General features: G+C 61.2%; 18 protein-coding genes. 7 read left to right on the top strand and 11 right to left on the bottom strand.

Annotation, left to right across the window (positions count from 1 at the left end; translation table 11 throughout):
- Window positions 1-84 precede the first annotated feature (84 nt).
- The 5 genes from P775_RS18605 to P775_RS18585 all read right to left on the bottom strand — a co-directional run bounded on the left by P775_RS18605 (window position 85) and on the right by P775_RS18585 (window position 5,260).
- Window positions 85-1,239 (bottom strand): glycosyltransferase, encoded by a 1,155-nt coding sequence (locus P775_RS18605; RefSeq protein WP_099912383.1) that lies wholly within the window; start codon window positions 1,237-1,239, stop codon window positions 85-87.
- A gap of 18 nt (window positions 1,240-1,257) precedes the next feature.
- Window positions 1,258-2,445, bottom strand: coding sequence for a glycosyltransferase (locus P775_RS18600; protein WP_099912382.1), 1,188 nt, complete (start codon window positions 2,443-2,445; stop codon window positions 1,258-1,260).
- Between the two features lie 130 nt (window positions 2,446-2,575).
- A complete protein-coding gene (gene rpsI, locus P775_RS18595) occupies window positions 2,576-3,061 on the bottom strand; it encodes a 30S ribosomal protein S9 (protein WP_099912381.1) in 486 nt (161 codons plus the stop codon).
- Window positions 3,061-3,525 carry a 50S ribosomal protein L13 gene (rplM, locus tag P775_RS18590; RefSeq protein WP_099912380.1) on the bottom strand — a complete coding sequence of 155 codons (465 nt, stop codon included), beginning with the start codon at window positions 3,523-3,525 and terminating at the stop codon, window positions 3,061-3,063. Before rplM ends, rpsI begins: the two co-directional genes overlap by 1 nt.
- 334 nt (window positions 3,526-3,859) lie before the next feature.
- A complete protein-coding gene (locus tag P775_RS18585) occupies window positions 3,860-5,260 on the bottom strand; it encodes an aminotransferase-like domain-containing protein (protein ID WP_099912379.1) in 1,401 nt (466 codons plus the stop codon).
- A 96-nt stretch (window positions 5,261-5,356) separates the two neighbouring features.
- Here P775_RS18585 and P775_RS18580 point away from each other — a divergent pair, with 96 nt between their 5' ends.
- Window positions 5,357-5,584, top strand: a complete 228-nt coding sequence (locus P775_RS18580) for a DUF1127 domain-containing protein (protein ID WP_099912378.1) — start codon at window positions 5,357-5,359, stop codon at window positions 5,582-5,584.
- A 258-nt stretch (window positions 5,585-5,842) separates the two neighbouring features.
- On the opposite strand, the gene P775_RS18570 is transcribed toward P775_RS18580, so the two are convergent.
- Window positions 5,843-6,265, bottom strand: a complete 423-nt coding sequence (locus tag P775_RS18570; RefSeq protein ID WP_099912376.1) for a PaaI family thioesterase — start codon at window positions 6,263-6,265, stop codon at window positions 5,843-5,845.
- 57 nt (window positions 6,266-6,322) lie between these two features.
- Here P775_RS18570 and P775_RS18565 point away from each other — a divergent pair, with 57 nt between their 5' ends.
- From P775_RS18565 to gluQRS, 4 genes are all read left to right on the top strand, one after another.
- The gene (locus P775_RS18565; protein WP_099912375.1) at window positions 6,323-7,111 is read left to right on the top strand and encodes an enoyl-CoA hydratase; all 789 of its coding nucleotides are present in this window, start codon (window positions 6,323-6,325) and stop codon (window positions 7,109-7,111) included.
- Window positions 7,112-7,216: 105 nt separating this feature from the next.
- Window positions 7,217-8,581, top strand: a complete 1,365-nt coding sequence (trmFO, locus tag P775_RS18560; protein WP_099912374.1) for a methylenetetrahydrofolate--tRNA-(uracil(54)-C(5))-methyltransferase (FADH(2)-oxidizing) TrmFO — start codon at window positions 7,217-7,219, stop codon at window positions 8,579-8,581.
- A gap of 63 nt (window positions 8,582-8,644) precedes the next feature.
- Window positions 8,645-9,208, top strand: a complete 564-nt coding sequence (locus P775_RS18555) for a class I SAM-dependent DNA methyltransferase (RefSeq protein WP_245875756.1) — start codon at window positions 8,645-8,647, stop codon at window positions 9,206-9,208.
- Entirely contained in the window at window positions 9,205-10,074 is an 870-nt protein-coding gene (gluQRS, locus tag P775_RS18550) for a tRNA glutamyl-Q(34) synthetase GluQRS (RefSeq protein ID WP_099912372.1), read from the top strand. Before P775_RS18555 ends, gluQRS begins: the two co-directional genes overlap by 4 nt.
- Before the next feature lie 62 nt (window positions 10,075-10,136).
- Here gluQRS and hisI read toward each other — a convergent pair whose 3' ends face one another.
- Complete coding sequence (hisI, locus tag P775_RS18545) at window positions 10,137-10,496, bottom strand: phosphoribosyl-AMP cyclohydrolase (RefSeq protein ID WP_099912371.1); 360 nt, start codon at window positions 10,494-10,496, stop codon at window positions 10,137-10,139.
- Between the two features lie 69 nt (window positions 10,497-10,565).
- On the opposite strand from hisI, the gene P775_RS18540 reads away from it, so the two are divergent.
- On the top strand, window positions 10,566-11,018 hold the full coding sequence (locus P775_RS18540) for an iron-sulfur cluster assembly scaffold protein (protein WP_099912370.1): 453 nt from the start codon (window positions 10,566-10,568) through the stop codon (window positions 11,016-11,018).
- Between the two features lie 548 nt (window positions 11,019-11,566).
- Here the strand turns inward: P775_RS18540 and recG are convergent.
- The 4 genes from recG to sciP form a co-directional block, all read right to left on the bottom strand.
- The gene (gene recG, locus P775_RS18535; RefSeq protein WP_099912369.1) at window positions 11,567-13,657 is read right to left on the bottom strand and encodes an ATP-dependent DNA helicase RecG; all 2,091 of its coding nucleotides are present in this window, start codon (window positions 13,655-13,657) and stop codon (window positions 11,567-11,569) included.
- Window positions 13,654-15,774, bottom strand: a complete 2,121-nt coding sequence (gene ligA, locus P775_RS18530; protein ID WP_099912368.1) for an NAD-dependent DNA ligase LigA — start codon at window positions 15,772-15,774, stop codon at window positions 13,654-13,656. Before ligA ends, recG begins: the two co-directional genes overlap by 4 nt.
- Window positions 15,775-15,867: 93 nt before the next feature.
- The gene (gene ctrA, locus P775_RS18525) at window positions 15,868-16,584 is read right to left on the bottom strand and encodes a response regulator transcription factor CtrA (RefSeq protein WP_099912367.1); all 717 of its coding nucleotides are present in this window, start codon (window positions 16,582-16,584) and stop codon (window positions 15,868-15,870) included.
- A 112-nt stretch (window positions 16,585-16,696) separates the two neighbouring features.
- Window positions 16,697-16,975, bottom strand: a complete 279-nt coding sequence (sciP, locus tag P775_RS18520; protein WP_099912366.1) for a CtrA inhibitor SciP — start codon at window positions 16,973-16,975, stop codon at window positions 16,697-16,699.
- Window positions 16,976-17,093: 118 nt separating this feature from the next.
- Here sciP and mnmA point away from each other — a divergent pair, with 118 nt between their 5' ends.
- Window positions 17,094-18,236: a tRNA 2-thiouridine(34) synthase MnmA gene (mnmA, locus tag P775_RS18515; RefSeq protein ID WP_099912365.1), complete on the top strand. Its 1,143-nt coding sequence runs from the start codon at window positions 17,094-17,096 to the stop codon at window positions 18,234-18,236.
- Window positions 18,237-18,523: the final 287 nt, after the last annotated feature.

Genomic DNA, 18,523 nt, shown 5'->3' with positions numbered 1-18,523 from the left:
GGTTTTCTGCCGCTTCGCTGCGTCAAATCAAGGGTTTGAGCGCGAAGGGCGATGATCTGTCTCTCTGGGTATGGCCGAAACGCCTTAGCGCCGCAGCCGCGCCAGCGTTTGCGTGATCTGCTCTTCAAGCACGCTCAGCAGGGTGCCATTGTCGAAGCGCTCTGCTGCCACCTCTGCCGCGCGCGCGCCGATGCGCTGCTTGTCTTCCGGGGTCAGCAGCATGGCACGCAGGGTCTGCGCATTATAGGCCTCGGCGTCATATTCATCGACCATGAATCCCGTCTCTCCTGCGGTGATCGCCTCGGGAATGCCGGCGTGGCGGGTCGTGACAATCACGCAGCCAGCCGCCATCGCCTCCTGAATCGCCGTCGGCAGGCCTTCGGTGTTGCGATTGCGCGCGGTGACCGAATGCTGCAGGAACATCTCTGTGCGAACCATCGCGTCGCGCACCTGATCATGCGGCAGCGCGCCGGGCAGCGACACGGCATCCTGCAGACCCAGCTCTTGTACCAGGGCACGCGCCGGTTCCAGCAACTCTCCGTCGCCGATCATCGTCAGCCGGGCTTGCGGCGCGACCTGATGTGCCGCGGAAAAGGCACGGATGGTCAGCAGCGGCGCCTTCTTCTCAACGAACCGCCCCAGCGCCATGCAGGACCCGGGCACCTTCTGAACGGCGCGAAACCGCGCGATGTTCACGCCCGACGGGATCACATGCGCATTCGGATGCGTCACCCCGACCGAGGCGAGGTTGTCCAGCAGGAACTGCGACACAGCAAAGACACCCGCAAGCCGGGGCATCATTTTCTGATAGGCGCGCTGCACATGCTTGTGACGAATGCGCGACGATGCATCCGAGCCCCGGAAATAGCAGAACATCGGAATTCCTGCCGCCGCGGCGATGGGCGCGGTGGTCACGCCCTGCGGGCCAAATTCCGACAGGATGAAATCCGGCCTGTGCGTTTGAAGAAAGGCCAGCATGGCGCGGCGCTCTGATCCGAACGGCACCGATTGCGTGCCATGGGTCACGTGATTGGCGGCACGCGCAAAGGGTGCGATGATCCTGTCCGTGCCCTCGTGCTCATGTGCCGAGCGGATGAAAAAACGTCCGTCCAATGGCCGCAATCCGCTGTCCTTGTCCGCAAGAACACAGGCAGCACCACCGAAAAGGTGATCGATGTGCCGGTTCACAAACGTCTGACCCGGCGAATAATAGGATTCAACGGCAATGCAGGGTTTCAAAACAGACTCTTTTCACCCTTATTGTTCATCTTTGCCCTGCAGATCCTGACGCAAGTCGTCAAACAGAGCGTCCCATTTATCAAGCACCCGGGTCAATTCATATTTCTGAACGCTCTGAGGTGCGCGTTCAGACAGAAACTGCCTTGATTGCGTGTCCAGCATTGCCGAGTTCATCGCCTTTGACAAAGTCATATCGCTGGCATCCTCTGTGATCAACCAGCCATTCTGGCCCGGGATGACGAGAGACCGGACAGCAGGCGTGGCGGCAAATCCGATCACCGGCGTGCCGCGCGCCATGGCCTCGGCCAGAACCAGACCGAAGCCTTCGAATTGCGAGGGATGCACCAGCAGCGACGCCCGGCTGTAGATCTCGAAAATCCGCTCCGTAGCGCCGGGCAGGGTGACCTGCCCGTTCAACCCGAGTTCCGAAATCATCGCTTCAAGCCTCGGCCGCTCCGGCCCCTCACCGTAGATGGCAAGGCGCCATTCCGGAAACGCCGACGCAACCAGCGCCCAGGACCGCAGGAGCATGTCAAACCGCTTGACCGGAACAAGCCGACCAACCCCGATGACAAGGCATTCGCGCGGCAGGTCCCGGACCGGTTTTTCCGGGATTTCTATCGGATTGGGCAGCACCCGAAGCAGGGCAGTACCAGTATCCGCCTCCAGATCCGCAAAATGTTCTTCCAGCGGGAAAGACACTGCCGCAGCACGTGCCAGCGCCGAAAGCGTGGCGCGTGCCTTGGCGTCTCTTGGCTGAAACAGACGGTGCGGATGGTTGTGCAAAGAGGCGATCACCGGCACCCCGGCAAGCGCAGCACCGACCCGGTCGATGGCGCTGATCGCGCTTCCCATGAAGCCGATCACGACATCGGGTCTATTGTTGCGGTAATGCGCCCTCAGGGCGGCGACAAACGGCGCCTGCATGAGAGAAAAACGCGCGGCTTCAGTCAGACGCCCCGAAGGAATGAACCGCCGCGCAACTTGCGCAGAAAGTGCAGCGCGCCATGTCTGCCTGTGGGTCCACAAATTGCAGGGGCTGACCCCCGAGGAAAACCCGTAGACCGGCAGCGACATGTCCTTGCTGAAGGAAAGAACCTCCACCTCATGCCCGCGCCGGGCCAATTCAAAGGCCACATCCCGAAGAACTCGCTCGGCTCCTCCGTCCGCGCCGGAAAGCCGCCCGATCACAAAGCTAAGTTTCAAGAACAGTCCCCCTCAAAGGCGCAGAGTTTCTTTCATACGCTCACGAGCAGAGGCGATCTCGCCACCATGACAATAAAAAAGCCACGCTGTGCTCTGTGACAGCGTGGCATCTTGTTGCGATTCCGCAGCTTCAGCGCTTGGAGAACTGGAAGCTCTTACGGGCCTTGGCGCGACCGAACTTCTTGCGTTCCACGACGCGGCTGTCGCGGGTCAGGAAGCCTGCGGCTTTCAGGGCTGCGCGCAGCGAGGGGTCGTAAAGCTGCAGAGCTTTCGACACACCATGCTTGACCGCGCCGGCCTGACCGGACAGACCGCCACCCTTGACCGTTGCGACAACGTCGAACTGGCCTTCGGTGCCGGAAACAGTGAACGGCTGCTTCAGGATCATCTGCAGCACGGGACGTGCGAAGTATTCGTTGATCGGCTTGCCGTTCACGATGACCTTGCCGGAACCCGGCTTGATCCAGACGCGGGCGACCGCATCCTTGCGCTTGCCGGTCGCATAGGCACGACCCAGCGCGTCACGCTGCGGCTCACGCGGGGCGGCCATCTGGACAACAGCTTCGATGTTGGCAGCTGCGCCCAGCTCTTCGAGGGAGTTGATTTGCTCAGCCATTATTTTGCCACCCGGGTGTTCTTGGAGTTCATCAGCTTCACATCCAGCACTTCGGGGCTCTGCGCCTCGTGGGGATGCTCGCCGCCTGCATAAACGCGCAGGTTGGTCATCACGTCACGGCTCAGACGGTTGCCCGGAAGCATGCGCTTGATCGCCTGAACGACAACGCGCTCGGGGTGCGCGCCTTCCAGGATCTGCTGCTTGGTGCGGGACTTGATGCCGCCCGGATGTCCGGTGTGCCAGTAAAAGTTTTCCTGACGCTTGTTGCCGGTCATCTGCACTTTTTCAGCGTTGATGATGATCACATTGTCGCCCATATCCATGTGCGGTGTGAAGGTCGGCTTGTGCTTGCCACGCAGGCGCATGGCGACGATCGAGGCGAGACGGCCCAGCACCACGCCTTCGGCGTCGATGATGATCCATTTCTTCTCGATGTCTGCAGGTTTTGCAGAAAAGGTTTTCATATTGGGGTTACCCTTGGTTTTGACGTGTCCCGGACCAATTGCTTAGGCGCAGTGGCCCGCGAAATCCGATTGCCGGGTTATACGGGCTGCGCGCGCACAGTCAAGCGCGCAATGTTTGAATTATACATTACAAATCAATTACTTAAAATTACGGTATCCAGATACCCCACATTTTACGCCCTCACCGCAGCCCCGACCCCATCCGCCGCGGGCTCGCCCCTCACCCCGCGCCAGAAACCGGCGCGCACTGCAGGTGCGCCCCGCGGGATCAAGCCCGCATATCTAAAAGCGTGGGATCAAGCCTGCACATCTGAAAGCACGGGATCACGCCCGCTCAGACGGAAATCTGCTCGGGCGGGTTGTCGAGCAGCCCCCGCAGCCGCCACACCGCCGCCTCAAAGCTTGCCAGCGTGACCTGCGCATTGACCGCAATCCGCACCGCATGGGGGGCAAAGCCGTCGCGCAGCGCGAATTCATCCGCAGACCGCACCTGAACCCCCTGCGCCTCGGCCGCCTGACAGAAGGCCCCCGCCCGCCAGCCCGCAGGCAGCTGCAGCCACAGAAACGGCATGTCCTCGCGCCAGACCAGATCATGGGTGCCCAGCACATTCACCGCGACCCGTATATACCTCTCCAGCTCGTCGCGCACCCGCGTCATGATCTCGGGCGTCTCACCCCGTGTCAGGATATCCTCGGTCAGATCCGCCAAGGGCCGCGCGAGACCAAAGAACCCGTGTTCTGCCACCCGCCGCAGATCCGCCCGCCGCCCCTGTGGCGCAATGGCAAAACCGATGCGCAGGGCCGGCGTGATGGTCTTTGAGATCGACGAGACGTACCAGCTTTGCTCGGGCAGCAGCGCGCGATAGGCCAGCTCGCGCGCCCGCCCCACCCGGTAACAATCATCTTCAAGGATCTGCAACCCGGTGCGCCGCGCCACCTCAGCAATCTCGCGCCGCCGCTCCAGTGGCGTGAACAGCCCCGTCGGATTGTGCATCTCGGGCGAGGTGCACAGCAACTGCGCCCCATGCTTGCGCACCAGCGCCTCAAGCGCATCCGGTACAATGCCCTGGGCATCCATCGGCACGCTCACCACCTCGGCCCGCAACAGCTCTGCCGCCCGGCGAAAACCCACATAGGTCAGCTCTTCCAGCAGCACCACGGGGCGCGGCCCGCGCAACACCGCCTGCATCACCAGCGAAATGCCGCTCTGCCCGCCATGGCTCAACACAATATCCTCATTGTCGAGCGACCCAAGCGGCGTACCCTTCAGCCAGCCCATAACCGCGCGGCGGGCAGGCTCGAACCCCTCGCGCGACGGATAGTTGAGCAGATTGAGCGCAGGCCGCTCTGCCAGACGCCGCAAGGCATCCTGAATCATGCTGACCTGCCCCATATCGGGCAGTCTCGGCGACAACAGCCGCACCTGATCGGTCTCTTCAGGGGTATTGTGCCGCTGCCATTTGGCGTCAAGCGCCGGCACCCGCGCCTCCGGGTCCGCCACAAAGGTGCCGCGTCCGACCTCGGCCCGCAACGCGCCCTCATCCGTCAGGATGGTATAGGCCCGCGCCACCGTGCCCGGCGTGATGCCCAGTGACCAGGCAAGCTCTCGCACAGGCGGCAGCCGGTCCCCAACGGCAAGCGCCCCCTCCTCGACCGCCGACCGGATCGCCCCGGCCACCGCCCGATACTTGGGACCCGCCCCGCCTGACTCATAACGATTCAGAATTGTATCCATTACAATCTTTCGCTCGACGCCGCGTAACCGGCATTGTATCAATAAATAGTAGCAAAACCGCTACATTGTGTCAATACAATTTCAAGGAGTTCTCCCATGACACCGGCATCGCACGCCCCGCATATCGCCTTTCTCAGCGCCGAGTCCAACCTCGCCCCGCTGCCGGCCTTTGCGTTGTTCGCGGCGGTGGTGCTGACGAAATGGAGCACCCGACACCGCACCCGCAAGGCGCTCGCCAAGCTCGAGCCGCACATGCTCAAAGACATCGGCCTGGACTCAGACGCCGCACGGCACGAGGCCAGCCGCATGTTCTGGCAGGGCTGATCCCTGACCTGTCAGACCTCTTCCCTGGGCGCGGCTCTGCCGCGCCTTTTTTTTGCGACTCGCGGCTCTGCCGCGCCCTTTTTTGTCTCCGCCGAAAGCACGTCCTGCCAAGCGTTCCACAGGCACACAGGGCCGTCCCAAAGAAATTTTATGCCTCCGGCGGGGATATTTATGGACAGGTGAGGCGTGGACTCCGCCCCCCCCTTCATCTGCCCTTAAGTATCCCGGGGGTGTGGGGGCTGGCCCCCACTGCGACGCTCATCGTCGGGGCGGCAGTGAATAGGTCAGCGACGCACGCGCCACAGGCTCCGGCGCACCTTCGGAAAACAAAAGAACGTCACAGACCGACAGCGCCCGCCCCAGCTTCAGCACCCGGCACTTGGCCAGCAGATCCTGCCCCGCCGCCGGTTTGCGCATAAAATCAATCGAACAATTCGTGGTCACTGCCAGCGCCTCCTGCCCGATGCGCGCCATGGTCGCGACATATGCCGCCACATCCGCAAGCGCGAACATCGACGGGCCCGACACCGTGCCCCCGGGGCGCAGGTGTTCGTCGCGCACGAACAGCCGCATCACCAGCAGATCCTCGTCCAGCCGGTCGATCCCGAACATGCCCTTCACTTGTGGGAACACCTCGTCCAGGAACGGTCCCATCTCCTCGGCTGTTACTTTGAGCGCCATGCTTGTCCTCCCCTGACCTGCCCGGATAAGCTGCCGCCAACTGTCGGGGAGGACAAGATGCCAATCATCATCCGCAAGGACACCGGTGCCGTCCGGCATCTGACGCTCAACGCGCCGGACCGGCTCAACCCACTGTCGGACGCCATGCTCGCAGCCCTTCAGGCCGAATTTGTCGCGCTGATGGATGACCGCAGCATCCGCGCCGTGATCCTGTCGGGCGCGGGCAAGGCGTTTTGCGCGGGGCACGACCTGAAAGAGATGACCGCTGGGCGTGCCGCCACAGATGGCGGTGCCGCCTATTTCAAGGATCTGTTCGACCGGTGCGCGGCGATGATGCAGACCCTGCCGCGCCTGCCCCAGCCGGTCATTGCGCAGGTGCACGGCATTGCCACCGCCGCCGGCTGCCAGCTTGTCGCCTCCTGCGACCTTGCCATTGCCGCGACCGGCACGCGGTTCGGCGTCAACGGTGTGAACATCGGGTTGTTCTGCTCCACCCCCATGGTGGCCCTGTCGCGCAACATCCCGCGCAAGCAGGCGTTTGAGATGCTGACCACTGGCGCCTTTATCGACGCCGCCCGCGCCGCCGAGCTGGGGCTGATCAACCGCGTGGTTGCATCCGAGGATCTGGAGGCCGAGACCCTCGCCCTGGCCCAGACCATCTCGGCCAAGCTCGGCTCTGCCGTCACCCTCGGCAAGCAGGCGTTTTATGAGCAGATCCAGATGCCACTGGACCGCGCCTATGCCTTTACCGGCGATGTCATGGTGAAAAACATGCTGGAGCATGACACGGAGGAGGGTATCGCCGCCTTTTTAGGCAAACGCAGCCCGGAGTGGTCGCAATCCTGACCCGTATCCGCAGCCATACGAAATCCATACGCTTTCCATATGCCGTCCATAACGCGGTTTCGCTTGCCTCGTGACAAGTCCTCGCAAACCGCCTAAAGGGGCGGCATGACACAAGAGCTACATATCGTCGGCGGCGGAATGGCCGGATCCGAGGCCGCCTGGCAGGCCGCAAACCGCGGCATCCCAGTGGTGATTCACGAGATGCGCCCAAAGGTGAAGACCTTCGCGCACAAGACTGAAAACCTTGGGGAAATGGTCTGTTCCAATTCCTTCCGTTCGGATGATTCCGAACAGAATGCGGTCGGTTTGCTGCACTGGGAAATGCGCACGGCGGGCGGCTTGATCATCAACACCGCCCATGAACACCGCCTGCCTGCTGGCGGCGCGCTGGCCGTGGACCGCGACGCCTTTGCCGCGACCGTGACCGAAAGATTAAAGTCGCATCCCAACATTCGGATTTCATTCGAGGAAATCAACGAACTGCCGTTTGACGGCCAGTGGATCATCGCCACCGGCCCGCTGACCTCCGAAGGGCTCGGCCGCGCGATTCAGGCGGAAACCGGCACCGAAGCGCTGGCGTTTTTCGACGCCATCGCGCCGATCCTCTATGCCGACAGCATCGACATGTCCAAGGCCTGGATGCAATCGCGCTATGACAAGGGCGAGACCGAGGAAGAGCAGCGCGCCTACCTCAATTGTCCCATGGATAAAGACACTTACGAGGCGTTCATCGACGCGCTTCTGGCCGCCGAAAAGACCGAATTCCACGAAGGCGAGACAGCCGGATATTTCGATGGCTGCCTGCCGATCGAGGTGATGGCCGAACGCGGGCGCGAAACGCTGCGCCACGGGCCGATGAAACCAGTCGGGCTGACCAATCCGCATCAACCGGATATTAAGGCACATGCGGTAGTGCAGTTGCGCCGGGACAATGCGCTTGGCACGCTGTTCAACATCGTCGGCTTCCAGACCAAGATGAAATATGGCGCGCAAAAGGATGTGCTGCGCCTGATCCCGGGTCTTGAAAATGCACAGTTTGCCCGCCTTGGCGGCATCCACCGCAACACCTTCCTGAACTCTCCCACCCTGCTCGATCACCAGATGCGCCTGAAATCAAAGCCGAATATACGCTTTGCCGGCCAGATCACCGGGGTCGAGGGCTATGTTGAATCCGCCGCCATGGGCCTGCTCGCCGGGCGTCTTGCCACGGCGGAACTGTTGGGGATGGACCTGCCGCAGGTGCCGCAGGACAGCGCCCATGGCGCGCTTGTGCATCACATCACCGGCGGGGCCGAGGCAAAGACCTTTCAGCCGATGAACGTGAATTTCGGCCTGTTCCGTCCGCTCGATGGCGTAAAAGGTGGCAGACGCGGCCGCGTGACCCGCTACAAAGGCTACACAGACCGCGCGAAAGAGGCCTGGACCACCTGGCTTGACACCCAGACACTGGACGCAAACGCCGCAGAGTGATTAACTGACGGAATGGCCAGAACATTCCTCGACAAAGTCTTCGGCGTAAAGACGCCGGGGAACATGCCACCCCTCTTCGAGGGATGGTCCAGCGCTGACGAGGCCGAGCTGGCCGAAAATGGCTATGCCACCCCGGCACGCGCCGCCAAGGCACTGGCGAAACACCTGCCAGAGCGCGACCAGCCGATACTGGATTTTGGTTGCGGAACAGGGCTTTCCGGGCAAGCGTTAAAGCAGATCGGCTTTCAGGTCATCGACGGTTGCGACATCTGCCCGCAGATGCTGGCCCTTGCCGGGGAAAAGGCGCTGTACCGCGACCTCGCCCTTGTGAGCGCTGAGGATCCGCTGAACCTCGCCCCCGGCAGCTATGCCGCGATCACCGCCATCAGCGTTCTGGGCGACAGTGCCGCACCGCCAACGCTGCTTGACCGGCTGATGTCCAGCCTTACCACCGGCGGCAAACTGGTGTTTTCCATCAACGACCACCTGCGCCGGAAACGCGGCACCATGGCGCGGATGAACGAACATCTCGACACTGGAAACGCGCGGTTGCTGCACGCAAAACACGGCGCGCACCTGCCGGGGATCGATCTGAAATCCACAGTCTATATCCTTGAAAAGAATTGACCTTCATCACGCGCTTTGCCCCGTCCCCCACCGGCCCGCTGCATCTGGGACATGCGTTTTCCGCGTTACTGGCCGAAGGCAGGGCACACGCCCGCAAGGGTCAGTTCCTGCTGCGGATCGAGGATATTGACCGCGCGCGCAGCAAACCGGAGTGGGAGCGGCAGATCTATGACGATCTCCACTGGCTGGGGCTGCACTGGGATGCCGCCCCCCTGCGCCAGTCCGACCGTCAGACCAGCTATGACGCCGCCCTCGACACGCTCTGGAAGCGTGGCCTGCTCTATCCCTGCACTTGTACCCGCCGCGACATTGCCGATGCCGCCAGCGCCCCGCAAGAAGGTGCCGCGCCCGTCACCGGGCCCGACGGCCTTGTCTATCCCGGCACTTGCCGCGCGCACCCGAGACACGGGCAGCGCCCCCACGACGCAGCCCTGCGCCTTGACATGGCTGCCGCGCTCAAGACACTGCAAAGCCCGGCCAGGCTCACCTTTACCGAAACCGGAACTGGCTCACAGGGCGAAACCGGCCAGATCATCCTCCTGCCAGACACCCTGCTGCACGACGTTGGGGATGTGGTGCTGGCCCGGCGCGACATGGGCACCTCCTATCACCTCTCCGTGGTGCTGGACGATGCCGCTCAGGGCATAACCGAGGTGACCCGCGGCGCCGATCTGTTCGAAGCGACGCAAATTCACGTTCTGCTGCAAAGGCTTCTGGGCATTGTGACCCCGAGCTATCACCACCACAGGCTGATCCGGGACACGGCGGGTAAACGCCTCGCCAAACGCGACGATGCGCGCGCCCTGTCGAAATACCGCGCCGAAGGCTGCACGCCTCAGGACATCCGCACCATGGTCGGTCTCTGACTCAACCCGCGCTTCTTCTCTTCAAAAATACGCAAAAACCGACCGCGCCACAGCCACAGCGCTCAGGCCATGGGCGCCATCAGCTCAACCTCGTCGCCGTCCCGCACCGCCCGATAGAAACAGCTCCGCCGGTTCGTGTGACAGGCCGGACCGGTCTGGCGCAGCACGACAAGCAGCGAATCCCGGTCACAATCCACCCGCAGATCCACCAGTTCCTGCACATGACCCGAGGTTTCGCCCTTGATCCAGAATGCCGCGCGCGACCGGGACCAATAGGTCACCCGCCCGGTCTCAAGCGTGCGCTCCACTGATTCGGCGTTCATCCAGGCCATCATCAGCACCTCGCCGCTGTCCGCATCCTGCGCAATCGCGGGAATCAGACCGTGCGCATCATAGACCAAAGTCGAAGGATCGAAGGGCATAGTGAAAAAACCTTTTTGCATCGGCGATATTGGCCCCTATTTAAGAGGCAGACAGCCAGAGGGAAAGCCATGTCCGGCGAAAACGATCTGATCAAGCTCTACTCAACGCGCATTTTGGCGCTTGCGGCGGATATTCCGAACACCCGGCGGCTCGACGCCCCCGATGCGACGGTCAAGAAGCGCTCGCCGCTCTGCGGCTCCACCGTGACGGTGGATCTGAGCTTGCAGGACGGCAGGGTCAGCGCCTTTGGTCAGGATGTGAAAGCCTGCGCTCTGGGGCAGGCCTCGGCCTCAGTTGTGGGGGCGGCGATTATCGGCTGCACGCCGGATCAGATTGTGACGGCGCGCGATGCCCTGCGCGCGATGCTGAAATCCGGCGGACCGGCACCCGCAGCCCCCTTTGACGGGCTCGAAGTGCTGCGCCCGGCGACGGAATACAAAAATCGCCACGCCTCGATCCTTTTGACGATCGAAGCAGCGGCAGAGGCAGTGGAAAAAGCGCTATCGTCGCGCTGTGCCTGATCGCGCGGCGATTTCAAGAAACATTAACTGACATTCCTGCGCCGTTAACCCAAGATTAACCGTGATCGATCAATATCTTGGCCAGGGCGCAGGGACAGGCCAACAAAAATAAAAAAGCCGCCGCACTTCCGGGAAGAAGGCGGCGGCAAGTGGCGCAAACCGTGGGATCCGGGTCCGCTCAGACTTGGGGGCAGGCAACCCCCGTTCAGGCAGTGTCAGACGCGGCGCATCAAATTTGGGACAGGATGCAAAGGCGCCCGGAACGGTTCACGCTGGCAGGAAACTGGGTCAGCTGAGGGCAGGCAGATGCAGGCCGACAACAAGCATGACGATAAGACTGAGAGCACCGATACAATCGGCCAAAAGCGTGTGTTTTGACCGGTGGGCGGCTGTTCTGATCTGATCCAACATCTTGTCACCTCCATTGACATCTCTCTGTTGCCTCTTTGTTCTCATATTCTTTACCTTGTGTAAAGAACTTTATGAGAACAAATGAGAACATCTGGGAACAGACTGTGTCCGGTTGGCGTACGATCCCTGCGCCGCACTCACCCCACCGAGATCAACCGGATCGCCTCATCCTGCCGCATCAGCCACAAAAGCACCCGTGCCGCCTGCCCTCTCGGGCTGGTCAGATCAGGGTCTTCGGCCAGCAATTTGCGGGCATCAGACTGTGCCACGGCCATCAGCCCGGACTGATGTTCCAGATCTGCAATGCGGAACTTCGGCAGCCCGGATTGCGCCGTGCCGATCAGGTCTCCGGAGCCGCGCATTTCCAGATCAACCTCCGAAATGCGAAACCCGTCTTCGGTTTCACGCAGCGTGGTCAGTCGTTTCGATCCTGTCTCACCCAGGGGCGGTTGGTACAGCAGCAGACAGGTCGAGGCTTGATCGCCCCGTCCGACACGCCCGCGCAACTGGTGCAGCTGGGCCAGACCAAAGCTTTCGGCCTGCTCAATCACCATGATCGTGGCGTTTGGAACGTTCACACCCACCTCGATCACCGTTGTCGCCACCAGAACCGCAGTGTGTCCCGCCACAAAGGCCGCCATCGCGGCATCCTTTTCGGCAGGTGGCAGCTGACCATGCACCAGCCCGACAACACCTTCCCCCAGCACCGCGCGCAGACGCTGGAACCGTTGCTCTGCGGCCATAAGGTCGACCTGCTCACTTTCCTCGACCAGCGGGCAGACCCAATAGGCCTGCCGCCCCTCGGCGATGGCCTTGCGCAGATGGGTCACCACCTCGTCCAACCGGTCCAGCGACACCAGCGCGGTCTGGATCGGTTTGCGCCCGGGCGGTTTCTCGTCCAGCACCGACACTTCCATATCGCCATATTGCGCCAGGGCGAGGCTGCGCGGAATAGGCGTCGCCGTCATGACCAGAACGTCGGCACCAGAACCCTTGCGGCCCAGCTCCATCCGCTGGCGCACGCCAAACCTATGCTGTTCATCAACTATGGCGACGCGAAGATCCTGAAACTGCACGTCTTTCTGGAACACCGCATGGGTTCCGACAAGAATCTGAATATCCCCCCGCTCCAGTGCTGCCAGTTTTGCCTGCCGTTCGCTCCCCTTGTCTCGCCCGGTCAGCAGCTCCAGCACCACGCCCGCCGACTCGGCCAGCGGCTGCAGCCCTTCCAGATGCTGGCGCGCCAGAATCTCGGTCGGGGCCATAAGCACACCCTGGCCATTTGATTCCACCGCGACCAGCAGCGCCATGAAGGCGACCAGCGTCTTGCCCGACCCGACGTCACCCTGCAGCAGACGGTTCATCCGCTCGGGCAGCGCCATATCTGCGGCAATCTCCTCGATCGCGCGCAGCTGCGCGCCTGTTGGGCGATAGGGCAGTGATTGCAGCACCTTGTTGCGCAGGCGCCCTGTCCCGGCCGAAATGATGCCCGCCGCCCGCCGCCGATGCGCACGGGCCAACGCGAGGGTCAACTGATGGGCCATGAACTCGTCATAAGCCAACCGCTTGCGCGCAGGCGCCGTAGCACCCAGATCCGCCAGTGTTTCCGGCGCATGAGCCCGGCGCAGCGCCTCGCGCCACTCCGGCCAGCCCTCCTTGGCCTTTTGACCTGGATCGATCCATTCCGCGAGGTCCGGAAGCTTGTCGAGCACATCCGCCGCCGCTTTGGTCATGGTCTTGAGCGTAAGGCCCGAGGTCAAAGGATAGACCGGCTCAAACGACGGCAGGCTGTCCGCCTCTGCGCTGGTCACCACATGGTCGGGATGCACCATCTGCGCCACGCCATCAAACAGTTCGACCCGCCCCGAAACAATGCGGCGCTCGCCGGTCGGCAGCAGTTTCGAGAGGTAATCGCCGCGCACATGAAAGTAGACGAGCTGAAAGGCGATCTCGGAATCCTGCACCGTGATGCGATAGGCGCCGCCCTTGTTGCGCGGCGGGCGGTGCTCACCGATCTCAACCTCGACCGTGATCACCCCGGGCAGAACCGCATCGCGGACGCTCGCGCGCAGGGCCCGGTCGATGCCGGAATGGGGCAGCGTAAAGGCCAGATCGCGGGGCGCCACGATATCCAGCTGGCCCAGCGTCTGCGCCACCTTCGGTCCAACACCGGCGAGCTTTGTCAGCTCACCAAAAAGCGGAAACAGAACCTCCGGACGACCGCTCATGCCTGCCCGATCAGGGTCAGCCAGCCGTCCTCATCCAGGATCTGAACCCCAAGTCCTGCAGCCTTCTTCTCTTTCGAGCCTGCCCCCGGCCCCGCTACAAGGATATCGGTCTTGGCCGAAACCGACCCCGAAACCTTGGCCCCTAAAGATTCGGCGCGCGCCTTGGCCTCTGCCCGGGTCATCCGTTCCAGCGTGCCGGTAAAAACCACAGTCTTTCCCGCAACCGGACTGCCATCCGTCTTTGGCCGCTCGGCCTCCTGCACCTCCAGATGCGCCAGCAGCCGCTCGATCGAGGCGCGCTCGGCTTCCTGCGAAAAGCTCGCGGTAAGGGACTGCGCCATGACCTTACCCACGCCGTCGATGGCCAGAAGGTCGGAAAAAGCCGGATCTTCGGGATCAGCTGCGGCGCGCATGGCCGCATGAAATGCATCCCATTTGCCATAGTGCCGCGCCAGAAGTGCCGATGCCTGTTCGCCCACATGCCGCAACCCCAGAGCATAGATCAGCCGCCGCAGCGCGATCTTGCGGCGGTCCTCGATGGCGGCAAACAGATTCAGCGCAGACTTTTCGCCCCATCCCTCGCGGTTTTTCAACAGCTGCAGACCAGACCCGTAGTTTCTCTGCAGATCAAAGATATCCGCAGGTTCCTTAATCCAGCCATCAAGGTAAAGCTGTTCCACCTGCTTGGCGCCCAGCCCCTCGATATCAAAGGCGGCGCGGCTGACAAAATGCTTGAGCTTTTCGACAGCCTGCGCCGGGCAGATCAACCCTCCGGAGCAACGGCGCACAGCATCGCCCTCCTCTCGAATGGCATCGCTGTCGCACTCGGGGCAGCGTGTCGGAAATTCGTAAGGCTCTGAATCGGCTGGCCGTTTGGTCAGGTCCACATCTGCAATCTTGGGGATGACGTCGCCAGCGCGATAGACCTGCACCCAATCCCCCACACGGATGTCACGCCCTTCGCGGATCAGTGCCCCGTTCGAATCCTTGCCTGCAATGTAATCTTCATTGTGCAAGGTAGCGCTGCTGACCACCACTCCCCCGACGGTCACTGAGGAAAGCCGTGCAACCGGGCTAAGCGCGCCGGTACGCCCGACCTGAATGGTGATGGCATCCAGACGCGTCCAGGCAAGTTCGGCAGGAAACTTATGCGCAATCGCCCAACGCGGCGTGGTAGAGCGGAACCCGAGCCGTTCCTGCAGCGCAAGATCGTTCACTTTGTAAACGACGCCATCGATATCATAGCCCAATGTGGCGCGCTGCTCTTCGATCAGGGCGTAATGTTTCAGGATCTCTGCCGGACCATCACAAAGCTCGGTCAGGGGGTTGGTCTGAAATCCCAGCATGTTCAGCCGCGTGATCGCACCGAGTTGAGTGTCGCTGAGCGTTTCAGAAAGCTCCCCCCAGGCATAGGCGAAAAATTTCAAAGGCCGGGCGCGGGTGACTTCGGCATCCAGCTGGCGCAGGCTTCCGGCGGCAGCATTGCGCGGATTGGCAAATGTCTTCTGACCCTTTGCCAATTGCCGCTCATTCAGGGCGGCAAAATCCGCGTGGCTCATATAAACCTCGCCGCGCACCTCCAGCAGGTCCGGCGCGCCATCGAGTGTTTCGGGAATATCCGCTACTGTGCGCGCATTGGCCGTGACATTTTCGCCCACAGCCCCGTCGCCGCGGGTGGCGGCCTGAACAAGACAGCCCCTTTCATAACGCAAACTCAGCGACAGACCATCAATCTTCGGCTCGGCCGTGTAACGGAGCTCTGCTGTATCATTCAGACCCAGATACCGGCGAACCCGCGTGTCAAATTCGTTTATTTCCTCGGCTTCGAAGGCGTTGCCAAGCGACAGCATCCGTATCGCATGGGTGACCTTTGAAAACCCGTCAGCAGGTGCTGCGCCGACCTGATCACCTGGACTGTCGGCGCGCTTCAAATGTGGGAAACGCGCTTCCAAGGCCGCATTTCGCAATTTAAGACGGTCGTATTCGCTATCTGCAAGCTCTGGCGCATCTGCTGTGTGATAAGCAGTGTTCGCATGCCCCAGTATCCTGGCGAGCCGCTCGAGTTCTGTACGTGCCTCAAGCTCGCTTAGCGCGTCTACCCCAATATCTGCCACCAGTTCCGGCCCTCTGAAAGTCGTTTATCCCGGCTCACTGATAGGCGTGGGACCCGCGCAGGTCCAGAGGCAGCATCACCCGATCAGGCGGACGGCTCAAGCGCCAATCGCAAGCGGCGTCGCGCGATCCTTTCCGCCATCGGGGTCGCGCAATACATAGCCACGCCCCCAGACCGTTTCGATGTAGCTTTCCTCGCCCGTTGCTTCCGACAGCTTCTTGCGAAGCTTGCAGATAAAGACGTCGATGATCTTCAGCTCGGGCTCGTCCATTCCCCCATAGAGATGGTTCAGGAACATCTCTTTCGTCAGCGTCGTACCCTTGCGCAGACTCAAAAGCTCCAGCATCTGGTATTCCTTGCCGGTCAGATGAACCGCCGTTCCATTCACATCGACGGTCTTGGCATCAAGGTTGACCGAGATTTTGCCCGTATTGATGATCGACTGCGAATGGCCCTTAGATCTGCGTATGATCGCGTGAATACGCGCAATCAACTCATCCCGATGGAAGGGTTTGGTCAGATAATCATCTGCGCCAAATCCGAATCCCTTGATCTTGCTCTCCGTATCGTCGGCACCAGACAGAATGAGAATCGGTGTTTCAATCCGCGCCAGACGCAACTGACGCAAAACTTCATGCCCGTTTATATCGGGGAGATTGAGATCCAGCAGAATAAGATCGTAGTCATAAAGCTTGGCCAGATCGATGCCTTCTTCGCCAAGATCAGTGGCGTAGACATTCAGGTTGGCGTGGGTCAGCATCAGCTCGATGCTTTTTGACGCCGTAGGATCGTCTTCGACCAGAAGCACTCGCATAAGCTGTCTCCGTTCAGGAACTAGTACAAAACTGAAAGTGAACAAAAAAGGTTAACGCCCAATTACTTTAACATGATCAACGCGAGTCAGGCCAGCTTAGATAAGATACAACTCAGGGTTGCCTGTACTTCTGTAACGTTGTTGCCTTCAGAGCATCCTCGCCAAATGTGGCGACCGCCTTCACCCAGGCATGCAGCTCATCTTCGCTTAAATTGTACCGTTCCAAAGCTTGATCCTGGGTCAGAAGTCCATACAGAACGGCACGAACGACTGTCGCCTTGCGTGATGCAACCCAACGTTTTGTTTCAGGCGGCGGCAGATCCGCGCGTGTCATGACCGAACCATCCGGCAAATTCACGGCCCTTGGACCGTCTATCTTTTTCAGGTACATCTCGCGTTCCAATCTTGTCCTTGCCTATATGGACGGAACGCGTTTAACGGCTGGTGAAACAGCCCCTTGAGAATACCTCGGATTTTCCTATATTCCCGAGGATCATCAGGAGAATACAATGCCCCTCGACCTGCCCAAGCTCAACTCGCTTGGCCTGCCAAAGCCGGTTTCGCAAACACGTGTCGTCGTCGCCATGTCCGGCGGTGTGGACAGCTCTGTCGTGGCAGCCCAGCTGGCGGAGGAAGGCTATGATGTCGTGGGCGTCACGCTGCAGCTCTACGACCATGGCGCCGCACTGGCCAAAAAGGGCGCCTGCTGTGCCGGGCTCGACATCCATGACGCGCGTCGGGTGGCCGAAACCATGGGCTTTCCGCATTACGTGCTCGATTACGAAAATGTCTTCCGTGAAGCCGTGATCGACGAGTTCGCCGAAAGCTATCTGGGCGGCGCAACACCCGTCCCCTGCATCCGCTGCAACGAACGGGTCAAGTTCAAGGATCTGCTGCAAACGGCCAAGGATCTTGATGCCGACTGCATGGCGACCGGCCATTACATACAGCGCAAGGTGGGCGCCAACGGTCCGGAACTGCACAGCGCGGCCGATGCAAACCGCGACCAAAGCTACTTCCTGTTCTCGACAACGCCAGAGCAACTGGACTACCTTCGCTTTCCCTTGGGGCACCTGTCTTCCAAGGCCGAAACCCGTGCTTTGGCAGCAAAATATGGGCTCAGCGTTGCCGACAAGCCCGACAGCCAAGACATCTGCTTTGTGCCAAATGGCAACTATGCCAGCGTGATCGAAAAGCTGCGCCCCGGTGCGGCAGAGCCCGGCGAGATCGTCGATACGGAGGGCACGGTTCTGGGCATCCATAACGGCGTCATCCATTATACGGTTGGTCAACGCCGCGGTCTTGGCATCGGGGGGCTGGCCGATCCGCTTTATGTGGTGAAGCTGGACGTCGATGCAAAAAAAGTGATCGTCGGGCCGAAAGAGCTGCTTTCGACCCGCGTTGTTCCGGTGCGCGAGATCAACTGGCTTGGCGATGAGCCCTTCGACAGCCGCCCGGAATGGCGGATTGCTGTCAAGGTCCGCTCGACCCGCCCCCCGCGCGAGGCGATCCTGCGCCCCCTTTCGGCGACCGAAGCAGAGGTCGAACTGATCACCCCAGAAGAAGGCGTCTCGCCCGGTCAGGCCTGTGTGTTCTACGACCCCGACAGCACGCGTATACTGGGTGGCGGGTGGATCTGGCGTGGGCAATAGGCCGCTGACCTGATCGCGGCTCCTTGCCCAGACTCCGGCCAGCCCTCGCTCTGGCCGGAGTGTGTTTCGCAAGATCAGTGTGCTTTCTAATATAAATAGCGCTTAATTCGAAACATTTTTCCACAAATTCTGACAGTGACGGCGAACAATGGCACGCCTGTTTCACCATACTCACCCGTACCCACCGAAGAAGCAGCCCGCTCAGCCTCCGTCCAATTTCATCTGCCCCAAAATATCCCGGGGGAGCCCGCGCCCGCGCGGTCGGGGGCAGAGCCCCCTCCTGATCA

It is taken from the genome of Puniceibacterium antarcticum (assembly GCF_002760615.1).
In the GTDB taxonomy this organism is placed as follows: domain Bacteria; phylum Pseudomonadota; class Alphaproteobacteria; order Rhodobacterales; family Rhodobacteraceae; genus Puniceibacterium; species Puniceibacterium antarcticum.
The sequence above is the reverse complement of the archived record's forward strand: the minus strand, read 5'-3'. Positions and strand labels throughout refer to the sequence as shown.

Excerpts from the sequence above, each read along its gene's own strand:
- rpsI (WP_099912381.1), bottom strand. The coding sequence starts at position 3,061 with ATGGCTGAGCAAATCAACTCCCTCGAAGAGCTGGGCGCAGCTGCCAAC.
- rplM (WP_099912380.1), bottom strand. The coding sequence starts at position 3,525 with ATGAAAACCTTTTCTGCAAAACCTGCAGACATCGAGAAGAAATGGATC.
- P775_RS18585 (WP_099912379.1), bottom strand. The coding sequence starts at position 5,260 with ATGGATACAATTCTGAATCGTTATGAGTCAGGCGGGGCGGGTCCCAAG.
- P775_RS18580 (WP_099912378.1), top strand. The coding sequence starts at position 5,357 with ATGACACCGGCATCGCACGCCCCGCATATCGCCTTTCTCAGCGCCGAG.
- P775_RS18570 (WP_099912376.1), bottom strand. The coding sequence starts at position 6,265 with ATGGCGCTCAAAGTAACAGCCGAGGAGATGGGACCGTTCCTGGACGAG.
- P775_RS18565 (WP_099912375.1), top strand. The coding sequence starts at position 6,323 with ATGCCAATCATCATCCGCAAGGACACCGGTGCCGTCCGGCATCTGACG.
- trmFO (WP_099912374.1), top strand. The coding sequence starts at position 7,217 with ATGACACAAGAGCTACATATCGTCGGCGGCGGAATGGCCGGATCCGAG.
- P775_RS18555 (WP_245875756.1), top strand. The coding sequence starts at position 8,645 with ATGCCACCCCTCTTCGAGGGATGGTCCAGCGCTGACGAGGCCGAGCTG.
- hisI (WP_099912371.1), bottom strand. The coding sequence starts at position 10,496 with ATGCCCTTCGATCCTTCGACTTTGGTCTATGATGCGCACGGTCTGATT.
- P775_RS18540 (WP_099912370.1), top strand. The coding sequence starts at position 10,566 with ATGTCCGGCGAAAACGATCTGATCAAGCTCTACTCAACGCGCATTTTG.
- recG (WP_099912369.1), bottom strand. The coding sequence starts at position 13,657 with ATGAGCGGTCGTCCGGAGGTTCTGTTTCCGCTTTTTGGTGAGCTGACA.
- ctrA (WP_099912367.1), bottom strand. The coding sequence starts at position 16,584 with ATGCGAGTGCTTCTGGTCGAAGACGATCCTACGGCGTCAAAAAGCATC.
- sciP (WP_099912366.1), bottom strand. The coding sequence starts at position 16,975 with ATGTACCTGAAAAAGATAGACGGTCCAAGGGCCGTGAATTTGCCGGAT.
- mnmA (WP_099912365.1), top strand. The coding sequence starts at position 17,094 with ATGCCCCTCGACCTGCCCAAGCTCAACTCGCTTGGCCTGCCAAAGCCG.